The organism is Oceanospirillum sp., assembly GCF_982874595.1.
In genome coordinates this window covers 22,198-32,323 of sequence record NZ_CEYNZH010000040.1, presented here as the reverse complement: position 1 = coordinate 32,323, position 10,126 = coordinate 22,198, and the positions used below count along the sequence as shown (strand labels likewise).

The window sequence follows — 10,126 nt, the reverse complement described above, 5'->3', positions numbered from 1 at the left end:
TTGGTCGCAGGTTCGAGTCCTGCTCGGGGAGCCAAATTCGAAAAACCCGCTTTCTACGGAAAGCGGGTTTTTTTATGCCTGTTGTTTCTGCTTCCTGTTCCCTGCCTCCTTTCCCTGTTTTTTTGGTGCTGCCTCGCGCTTTTTTATTGGTTTTAAACGCAAACAGGGACAATCCTGAGCTCTGTGTCCTAGATTTATGACCCCAAGGTCGCGCTAAAAGTGATTTTTTAACCTATAAAGGGTTTGACAGTTTTCCATTTTTGACGCATTGTAATTCCATATTCAAACGGTTGTATGAAATATTCGTATGAAACATGACTTGAAAAAACTCTGTTTCAGTAATCCGAACCTCATACAGCAGAACAACTGGCTTCAGCTGACGCGCAATCACAACAATAAGGATTAAGTCGTCAGCTGAGGAAAAGAACCAAGACCCAATGGGGAGAGCAGTGGATGATTTACGCAGGTAAAGCCATCACGGTAAAAGAGATTGAAGGCGGTATTGCGGAACTGACCTTTGATCTGCAGGGTGAATCCGTCAACAAATTCAACAAGCTGACCATTCAGGAGCTGGATGAGGCCACTCAGGCTCTGGTAAAAGCTGACGGTGTTCAGGGGCTGGTGATTCGCAGTGCAAAAGACGTGTTTATTGTCGGTGCGGATATTACAGAATTCCACGATGCTTTCGGTCAGTCTGAAGAAGAGCTGGTTGAGATGAACATGGCGGTACATCAGATCTTTAACCGCGTTGAAGATCTGCCGTACCCAACCGTTACTGCAATCAACGGTATTGCGCTGGGCGGTGGTTTTGAGATCTGCCTGACCACGGATTACCGTGTGGGCTCAACCGCTGCCCGCGTCGGTCTGCCGGAAGTGAAGCTGGGTATCATCCCGGGCTGGGGCGGCACGGTTCGTCTGCCACGTATTATCGGTAACGACAACGCAATCGAGTGGATCTGCGCCACTAAAGAGAAAAAAGCGGAAGCTGCTCTGAAAGAAGGCGCGCTGGATGCAGTTGTTGCACCGGAGAAGCTGGATTCAGCAGCGATCGATCTGATCAAAGAAGCGAATGCCGGTAAGCTGAACTGGCAGGCGAAGCGTCAGGAAAAACTGGAGCCGCTGAAGCTGAACATGATCGAATCCATGATGTCGTTTGAAACGGCAAAAGGCATGGTCGCCGCGCAGGCCGGTCCACACTATCCGGCGCCGAAAGAAGCGATCAAGAGCATGCAGAAGGGTGCGACCGAAGGTCGTGAGAAAGCCCAGAAAGCAGAAGCGAAAAGCTTTGCCCGTATGGCTCGCACCCCGGTGGCGAACAGCCTGGTGGGTCTGTTCCTGAACGATCAGCTGCTGAAGAAAAAATCCGGCGCTTATGAAAAAGATGCTCAGCCGGTGAACAAAGCAGCGGTACTGGGTGCCGGTATTATGGGTGGTGGTATTGCTTACCAGTCAGCCTATAAAGGCACGCCGATCCTGATGAAGGATATCAACGAAGAAGCACTGCAGCTGGGTCTTGATGAAGCCAAGAAACTGCTGGCCAAGCGTGTTGAGCGTAAGCGCATGACACCGGCGCAGATGGCGGATGCTCTGAATGCGATCCGCCCAACCCTGAGCTACGGTGACTTCGGTGACGTTGATCTGGTGGTGGAAGCGGTTGTTGAAAATCCGAAAGTAAAAGGTGCGGTTCTGGCAGAGCTGGAAGATCAGGTCTCTGAAGACACCATCCTGACCTCGAACACCTCAACTATCTCTATCACCTCTCTGGCGGAGAACCTGAAGCGTCCGGAAAACTTCTGCGGCATGCACTTCTTCAACCCGGTACACAAGATGCCACTGGTTGAGGTGATTCGCGGCGAGAAAACCAGCGAGAAAGCGATTGCAGCAACCGTTGCTTACGCGAAGAAAATGGGCAAAACCCCGGTTGTGGTGAACGACTGCCCCGGCTTCCTGGTGAACCGTATTCTGTTCCCTTACTTCGGCGGCTTTATGAGCCTGATCGAGCACGGTGCTGACTTCCAGCGCGTGGACAAGGTGATGGAGAAGTTCGGCTGGCCGATGGGCCCGGCTTACCTGCTGGATGTGGTGGGTATGGATACAGCAGAACACGCTAACAATGTGATGGCGGCGGGCTTCCCGGATCGTATGGCCCGTGAAGGTACAACGGCTCTGAACGTGATGTACAAAGCGGAGCGTCTGGGCCAGAAGAGCAAGCTGGGCTTCTACGCCTATGAAGAAGATCGCAAAGGCCGTCCGAAGAAAGTGGTGGATGAAGCCGCTTACGACCTGCTGAAACCTCTGGTGCAGGACAATCGTGAACTGACCGACGAAGCGATCATTGAGCGCATGATGATTCCTCTGTGCATCGAGACGGTTCGTTGTCTGGAAGATGGCATCGTGGAAACAGCGTCTGAAGCAGACATGGGTCTGATCTTCGGTATCGGTTTCCCTCCATTCCGCGGTGGTGCGCTGCGCTACATCGACAGCATCGGCCTTGAAGCCTTCTGTGCGATGGCAGACAAGTACGCTGAAGAGCTGGGTCCTCTGTACCAGCCGACTGAGAAGATGCGTGCGATGGCAGCAGAAGGTAAGACTTACTTTTAAGTGTTACTGAGTCACGGCGGAGCCCGAGTGCTCCGGCCGTGCAACCGAACCGCGATATTCGGCTGAGGTATCGCCTGAGCGACTCAGCCGGAACCAGAACAAAAAATTAGGAGAAGATCATGAGCCTGAATCCTCGTGATGCAGTAATTGTAGATGGCGCCCGTAGCGCCATGGCGAAAGCGAAGAATGGTGCTTTTCGCAATGTTCGTGCTGAAGAATTATCCGCTGCTGTAATGGAAGGTCTGCTGGACCGTAACACGGCACTGGACCCGGTTGAGATTGATGACATCGTTTGGGGTTGTGTTAACCAGACACTGGAGCAGGGCTACGATATCGCCCGTAACGCCTCCATCCTGACCCGTATTCCTAAGACCGTACCGGCACAAACCGTAAACCGTCTGTGTGGTTCTTCTATGTCAGCACTGCACATCGCTGTGGCTAACATTCAGGCCGGTCTGGGAGATGTGTACATGGTCGGTGGCGTTGAGCATATGGGCCACGTCGACATGATGCACGGCGTTGATGTTAACCCATCGGCTTCCAAGTATGCCGCTAAAGCCGCGATGATGATGGGCCTGACCGCTGAAATGCTGGGCAAGATGCACGGTGTCAGCCGTGAAGACCAGGATGCCTTCGGTGTGCGTTCACACAAACTGGCGTATGAAGCCGCGCAGGCGGGTCGTTTCGACAAAGAGATTATCGGTGTTGAAGGCCATGATGCTGACGGTTTCCGCAAGCTGATCACCTATGATGAAGTAATCCGTCCTGAAACCTCCATGGAGAGTCTGGCGGGTCTGCGTCCGGTATTTGATCCGCGCAACGGCACTGTAACCGCAGGTCAGTCTTCTGCACTGTCTGTGGGTGCTTCCGGCATGCTGGTGATGTCTGCACAGCGCGCACAGGAGCTGGGTCTGACGCCTATCGCTAAGATTCGCTCTATGGGTGTCGCGGGTTGTGATCCGTCCATTATGGGTTACGGTCCTGTGCCGGCGTCTCAGAAAGCACTGAAAGCGGCGGGTCTGAGCATCGACGATATCGACTACGTTGAGCTGAACGAAGCCTTCGCGGCACAGGCGATTCCTGTACTGAAAGATCTGCAACTGCTGGATAAGGTTGACGACAAAGTGAATCTGAACGGCGGCGCAATCGCACTGGGTCACCCTCTGGGTTGTTCTGGTACCCGTATCTCTACCACTCTGCTGAATGTTATGGAGCAGAAGGGGGGAACCCTCGGTCTGGCGACCATGTGTATCGGCATGGGCCAGGGCGTGGCAACCGTATTCGAGCGTCTGTGATCCGGACGCTCGGATTGTCCGGCGTGCAACTGAGCCTGCACGTCAGCCTGCATAGCACTTTTTGCTAATCCCTTTAGTCAAAAGCTAGTGGCACCTGCACACTCTTGAACTTCTGTGTTGCGTTTAAGATTGAGCCAACGAACGCAACAATTGGTTAGAAGTACCGGCCTTCTTCACGGGGCCGGTTTTTTTATGCCTGCGATGTCTTCCCTTTCTTAATCTCTGATCTGTCTCATCAAATCGTTACAACCTGTGTTCTGAATAATATCCGTACTCGTCCCCGCACAGGGTAACTGGGTATACTGCGGGTATATCAGCAAAGGACAGAGGGAGCAGTTTATGAAGAAGGTATTGAAGTTTGGGCTGGTGCTTATTGCGTTTATGGTCGCGTCACCGGCTCAGAGTGAACTGTTGCGTAAAAGCCCCGGCCATGGCGCGCACTTTTATCCGGTAAAGCCGGAAGAGGTCAAAGCCACTCGTGATTGCTCGGTTTATGTTCCGGCCTATTCACATATCTATTTGTCTGAAAGCTCCCAGGTACCGCTGGCGGTGACCCTGAGCGTCCGTAATATGAATGCTGATAAGCGATTGATTATAAAAAGCGTTAATTACTTTGATACCACTGGGAAAAAACTTGATAGCCTGATGAGTAGTTGGTTTGCTTTGGCGCCCATGGCGACAGCATCTTTCGTGATCGACCAGCAGGATCTTTCCGGCGGAGCAGGCGCTAACTTCATCGTGCATTGGGCAACCGATGAAAATGCACAGGAGCCTCTGATCGAAGCGGTTATGGCGGGTTATCGTGGCACCAAAGGGCTGAGTTTCTTATCCCGCAGCGTAAAGCTGCTGCCTTGTGAGTGATTGCTGGCGGTGTGGCTGGATCAAAAGTGCCCTCATCAGTGAGGGCATTTTTTTACTCATCCTTTTTGTGTTCATGTTCTTTTAGGGTAGGGTGCTTCTTTTTATTTTCAGGAGTTACTCGTCTTCTACGATCAGTTTTTCCAGTTGACTCTGCTTTTGGTTTAGGGCCGGGTTTGATACTCATGTGATTCTCCTTGAACCTTTCCTTGTGGTTTTTCAAGTTAAGAATAGAGCTTTAGAAATTGCACGCTAGTGCGAGAAGTCAATGGATCTGCTAAAACTAGTTGATAGTCAGCGCTTCACCGCTTTCAGCACGACAAACTTCTTATTGCTGGCGACCAGTGTGCAGTTGCCGAACAGGCGTTTCAGAGCGGCGTGGTAGCCTAGGTGTCGGTTACCGACGACCCAAAGCGCGCCCCCTTTCTTGAGTACCTTTTTCGATTCTTTGAACATCTGCAGAGCGATAAAGTCACCGACCACATTCTGCTGGTGAAAGGGTGGGTTGTTCAGAATCAGATCCGCGCTATTGGCTTCAAGCCCTGCCAGGCAATCGGTCGCGGTAAAGTGAGCTTCCCGCTCGGGGAAGGCGCGTTGGAAGTTGATGCGCGCGGAATCCACCGCCATATAGGACTCATCAACAAAATGCAGCTGTGCATTAGGGAAGCGCTCCGCGGCAATAACGCCAACCACTCCGTTACCACAGCCCAGATCGATAATCGATAGAGCTTCATCGGATGCGATATTTTCCTGCTGACGAGTCTGCAGAAAGAAGCGGGAGCCGATATCCATGCTTTCGCGGGAGAAGACGTTGGCATGGTTGCTGAGGGTGTAGTGATTGCGGGTAAACTGTTCGCCCTTCAGATCCAGAGTCAGCGGGTAAGGATTTTTCGGTAGGTTAAGCTCAGCCACTTCTGAAAAAATCAGGCGGGCTTTTTTGACTGCCAGTGAGGTTTTGGTCGGGCCTATGATGTGTTCAAACAGTTTCAGGGTGTTGGTGTGCACCAGCTTGGTCATCGCCCCGGCAATAACACGGGTTCCGGTATGAATAAAAGGGCGGATGCGGTGCAGTTGTTCTTCCAGCATGGAATGACTTTTCGGTAGCTTAATCAGCACCAGATCCAGAGGTTGTTCTGGGGTCTGCAGGCTATTCAGAAAGCGGACGTTGTCTTCGGTAATCTCATTCTGACGTAAGTTTTGCTTTAAACCTTCACTGGCAAGGAAGGAATCGCTCATCATGGCGGGCTGGTGTGCTGCCAGTGCGGTGCTTAACGCACCAAAGCTGTCATTCAGGATCAGGATATTGCCGGTTAAGCTGGTCTGCTCCTCAGCCAGATGGTTCAGGATATATTCGTCAGCGGCATCCCAGGCTCTTAGAGTGTCTTTCTGACGAAGGGGGAAGCGGCTTAGCTGAAACTGGCCCTGAGGCACGCAGAGTTGTTCCATAAAGGTAGCCTTGTTGGTCATTCGGATCGATGAGAGATGAAATTAGGTCACAACCGGAGGGGGCTCCGGTTGCTGAAGACGATAGCGCGAGTGTTTATTTTTTCTCGGGAGTAAAGCTGCTGACCTCAAGATAAGGTGCGGCATCCAGTTTTTCAGCGTTCATCATCTGAGCGATGCGTTGTACGGAAGAAAGCAGAAGGTTTTGTTCCCAACCTTCAAGGCTTTGAAACTTGGCGATAAATTCTTCCTGCAGCGCGGTCGGTGATTCGCTCAGTAGTTCTGTACCTTTCTCAGTCAGAAGAACGTGTACTTTACGCTTATCAATGGTGCTGCGCTGACGTACTACCAGTCCCTTGGTTTCAAGACGATCCAAAATGGTGGTCACTGTGGCCTGACTCAGGTTGACCATCTGGGACAGCTCACGAATGGTGTAGTGTTCACCACCTTTTTCCAGTTCCTGCAAAATAACCAGCTGAGGGCCAGTTAAACCAGTGCTCTTATTCAACTTTCGGGAATGTAGATCAATACCGCGAATGATTTGGCGGATGGCAACAAGAACTTCTTCGTAGGATTGCATGGGGCTTCTTAATTTACCTGATTGTGTGTCTGATTCTTTGATCTGTAATCATTAGATCGCAGCAATGGGTAATGATAGCGGTTTTGCAGGTATTCGCCAGCCTAAACTCCCGAAATTGCCCGAAATAAATAGTCAACAGGTGTTTCAGTGGCGGATATTTATCGGCGGGTTTTCTCTGGCCGGATCAGACATCATTCAACGCTTTCACTTCGGGTGGCAGCTTATAATTAACCTTTTGAAAAATAAACGATATTTTTCTCACCTGCTTTCTCTTTGGTTTAAAACTGGTAACATCGCCTGCTTTCGACTTCTACGGTTGCTGGGTGGCTTCTGTTGATCATCATTTTTTGCTTTGTTAAAGGGAGTTAAGCCGTGACAAACGGAGTTGCCTTGCTGTTGTCATCATCCTTTATGTTTGCCTTGCTGTATTATTATCCGGCTTGGCTGGCACCCCTTGATGGTGAGCAGATTTTTGGTTGGCGTATGCTGTTTACTCTGCCCGGAGTGAGTCTTTATTTGTGGTTGAGCGGTGAGTGGCGTTTAGTGGTTTCCCTGTTTCAGGAGCTGAAAAAGCGTCCTTCACTTTGGCTTGGATTGCCTCTGTCGGCATCACTTGTGGGTGTGCAGCTTTGGCTCTTTATGTGGGCCCCGCTCAATGGTAACGGCCTTCCTGTTTCGCTGGGTTATTTTATGATGCCGTTAGTGATGGTTGTTCTGGGGCGCTTTGTTTATGGCGAGCAATTATCACGCTGGCAACTTCTGGCGGTGCTGGCAGCTCTGGTTGGTGTTGCTAATCAGGTTTGGCAAACCGGCGGGGTATCCTGGGCGACCTTTGTGGTAGCAATTGGTTACCCCCTCTATTTTTTACTGCGCCGCTGGCAGGGTAATGACCACTTGGGCGGTATCTGGTGTGACATGTTTTTGCTGCTGCCTATGGCGGCCTGGTTTGCTCTTGGAGCGGGCGAAATCCATGCTTTTTCTCAGAACACTTCTCTCTGGTGGCTGGTAATAGGTTTGGGGCTGATCAGTGCGCTGGCACTTATCTTCTATCTGTTGTCGGCGAAGCTGTTGACGTTTAGCTTGTTTGGCTTGCTCAGTTATCTGGAGCCGGTCCTGCTGGTCTTTGTCTCTTTGTTGTTAGGGGAAAGCATTGCCGAGCACGAGCGTTTGACGTATATCGCTATCTGGACGGCGGTTGGTTTGCTGGTGATCGAAGGTGTGCAGAAGGCCTGGCGAATGAAACGCTATCCGAATATCTCTGCCGGTTAGCGTTTTGTTAAGGATAAAAAATAGCCTGCATATTGCTGGCAATCAATAAGGCTTTTGGAAGGATATATTAGGGTGAACGCTTCAAGCTGCAATCGGTTAGTTGATCCGGGTAGAGCGTGGCAGCAGTTCTTTTTCCAGATTGCGCACCAGATAAGCCGCATCCTCTGCATTCCATTTCAGTTGCGCCAATGCCAGAGAGAAACCTTCGATAATGGCTTCTTTCTGCTCAGTCTGCTGACAGCTCAGGGCCAGTCGGGTCAGTTCAGAGTTTACAATACCCAACGCCTGAGAACCGCTTGCAGTAAGCTCAGCGGCACCTTTAAACACCTCAGTGTGCGGTTCCAGCAGATCACGGGTCAGCTGACGCGCCCGTTCAGTAATGTTTTTCGTTAATGGATCCATAGCAGGAACTCCGGATTCCTCCGTCAGAACAAAAACCAAGTTTGAACTGTCTCATGACAGTAGGCGGCTAGACTAACGGTAAAGGCATAGAGGGTAAAGCTGTTCTAACATATTGATTTGTAGATAAAGTTTTACAAGTCGAGTTTTGTAGGATAAATGTCACCAGGATTCTCATTGGTGGCGCAAACGACTTAAACGGAGCTTTTATGTGGCCATTGATTGCTGATCTTTATACGCCGGTTTTGGGTGGTCTGGTTTTTGGTGTCGCCTATCGGGCCAAGTATCTCAAAGCTGTTGTGTTCATGTTACTGGTGAGTTTCGGTCTGATCTTTGGTTTTAGTGCACTGGAGCATTACCTTGGCTTATGGCGTAGCTGGGGGCTGGATTACAGCACTCATACGGCAGTTTTGCTGCCACTCTATCAGTCGTTGTGGGCACTGGCTCTGTTACCTGTGGCAGACAAGCCTTCAGTACGTCCATGGCTGATCTCTTTAACAGGCCTTATGGTACTGGTGGTAGCGCTGTTATCGGGAGCGGGTTATGGACTCTTGATGATGGAGCTGGATTACCATACCTTTGCCGATATACTGACGACAGTCGTCAGTACTTATCCTTTGGTCTGGATCAGCTTTCGCCTGATGGGAAATCTGTTCGATCATGATCAGGCGAAAGAGGCAGCTGCTGCAAATAAGATCGTTAGCTAAATTCGGGTTGACGTTTCTGCAGATTCGCCTGAACGGCCTCTATCTGGTTTGGGCTGAAAAGAATCTGGCGTTGCAGTTTTTCTTCCAGAGCCAGGCTTTCTGACGGTGACAGATTTTCGCTATCGAAGAGTTGCTTGATGCTCTGAACTGCCTGAGGATTCTTATCGCTGAGTATTTCGGCAAGCTTAAGTGCTGCATCGTCCGGCTCCGCGTCAACCTGAGTGACCAAACCGATCTGCTCTGCCCGTGCTCCTGAAATCCGTTCTCCGGTCATTGCCAGCATTTTCAGCTGATCACGGGCGACAACGGAAGGAGCGACTACCGAAATGCCCATATCGGGAATAATGCCCCAACGGATTTCCATTACGGAAAGCTGACTTTCAGGGTGAGCAATACGAAAATCTGCAGCCAGAGCAATCTGCAGCCCACCGCCAAATACATAACCATTAAGAGCAGCAATCACCGGCACTTTAAGTTGCTGCCAGCCAACAACCACCTGCTGCACATAGTTGCCCAGTGCTTTGGCGTCTGCCAGTTGATAATCCTCCGGCTGACTGAGCAGCGTCTCAACTGCATTGGGATCGGTCATTACACCCTGAATATCGAGACCGGCGCAGAAGTTATCTCCGGTTGCGGTCAGCACCACAACCCGGATGGCATTGTCCGCCGCGATTTCCTGCTGAATCTGCAGGATTTCGGCAAAGGTCGCCATATCCAGCGCGTTCATTTTTTCCGGGCGGTTAAAGCGTACGATGGCAGTGTGGCCTGAGCGCTCAAAGGCGATCCGTTTAGTGTCAGACATAAATCCCTCAGTATTGTATTTATTTGGGCTTCAGACGGAATCTCAGTAGGTTTGCTTTGAGTACACTTCCTTGAGTGAGCTCCGAAACTGATTCTGAAAGCATTTAAACACCTGTTTGAAAATAGCTCAAGCAGGGATCGGTTTCCTGCTTAGCATTCGTCAGACTGGTCAG

Annotated in this window: 10 protein-coding genes; 5 read left to right on the top strand and 5 right to left on the bottom strand. The window is 50.8% G+C overall.

All coding sequences use genetic code 11. The annotated features are described in order from the left end of the window. Positions 1-453 precede the first annotated feature (453 nt). From fadB to AC4GL5_RS14125, 3 genes are all read left to right on the top strand, one after another. Positions 454-2,601, top strand: coding sequence for a fatty acid oxidation complex subunit alpha FadB (gene fadB / locus AC4GL5_RS14135; protein ID WP_490383439.1), 2,148 nt, complete (start codon positions 454-456; stop codon positions 2,599-2,601). Between the two features lie 119 nt (positions 2,602-2,720). Further along, on the top strand, positions 2,721-3,896 hold the full coding sequence (gene fadA / locus AC4GL5_RS14130; protein WP_490383438.1) for an acetyl-CoA C-acyltransferase FadA: 1,176 nt from the start codon (positions 2,721-2,723) through the stop codon (positions 3,894-3,896). A 339-nt stretch (positions 3,897-4,235) separates the two neighbouring features. After that, complete coding sequence (locus AC4GL5_RS14125) at positions 4,236-4,757, top strand: DUF3124 domain-containing protein (protein WP_490383437.1); 522 nt, start codon at positions 4,236-4,238, stop codon at positions 4,755-4,757. A 52-nt stretch (positions 4,758-4,809) separates the two neighbouring features. Here the strand turns inward: AC4GL5_RS14125 and AC4GL5_RS14120 are convergent, their stop codons facing one another. The 3 genes from AC4GL5_RS14120 to AC4GL5_RS14110 form a co-directional block, all read right to left on the bottom strand. Next, positions 4,810-4,941, bottom strand: coding sequence for a hypothetical protein (locus AC4GL5_RS14120; protein WP_490383436.1), 132 nt, complete (start codon positions 4,939-4,941; stop codon positions 4,810-4,812). A gap of 107 nt (positions 4,942-5,048) precedes the next feature. Then, entirely contained in the window at positions 5,049-6,200 is a 1,152-nt protein-coding gene (locus AC4GL5_RS14115; protein WP_490383435.1) for a methyltransferase, read from the bottom strand. Between the two features lie 94 nt (positions 6,201-6,294). Beyond that, complete coding sequence (locus AC4GL5_RS14110; protein ID WP_490383434.1) at positions 6,295-6,777, bottom strand: MarR family winged helix-turn-helix transcriptional regulator; 483 nt, start codon at positions 6,775-6,777, stop codon at positions 6,295-6,297. 372 nt (positions 6,778-7,149) lie between these two features. Between AC4GL5_RS14110 and rarD the strand changes: the two genes are divergently transcribed. Further along, positions 7,150-8,046 (top strand): EamA family transporter RarD, encoded by an 897-nt coding sequence (gene rarD, locus AC4GL5_RS14105; RefSeq protein ID WP_490383433.1) that lies wholly within the window; start codon positions 7,150-7,152, stop codon positions 8,044-8,046. A 96-nt stretch (positions 8,047-8,142) separates the two neighbouring features. Here rarD and AC4GL5_RS14100 read toward each other — a convergent pair whose 3' ends face one another. After that, complete coding sequence (locus AC4GL5_RS14100) at positions 8,143-8,448, bottom strand: hypothetical protein (protein ID WP_490383432.1); 306 nt, start codon at positions 8,446-8,448, stop codon at positions 8,143-8,145. Positions 8,449-8,654: 206 nt separating this feature from the next. On the opposite strand from AC4GL5_RS14100, the gene AC4GL5_RS14095 reads away from it, so the two are divergent. Next, on the top strand, positions 8,655-9,152 hold the full coding sequence (locus AC4GL5_RS14095) for a hypothetical protein (protein ID WP_490383431.1): 498 nt from the start codon (positions 8,655-8,657) through the stop codon (positions 9,150-9,152). Here AC4GL5_RS14095 and AC4GL5_RS14090 read toward each other — a convergent pair. Further along, positions 9,145-9,954, bottom strand: a complete 810-nt coding sequence (locus AC4GL5_RS14090) for a crotonase/enoyl-CoA hydratase family protein (protein ID WP_490383430.1) — start codon at positions 9,952-9,954, stop codon at positions 9,145-9,147. The genes AC4GL5_RS14095 and AC4GL5_RS14090 overlap by 8 nt on opposite strands. Positions 9,955-10,126 lie beyond the last annotated feature (172 nt).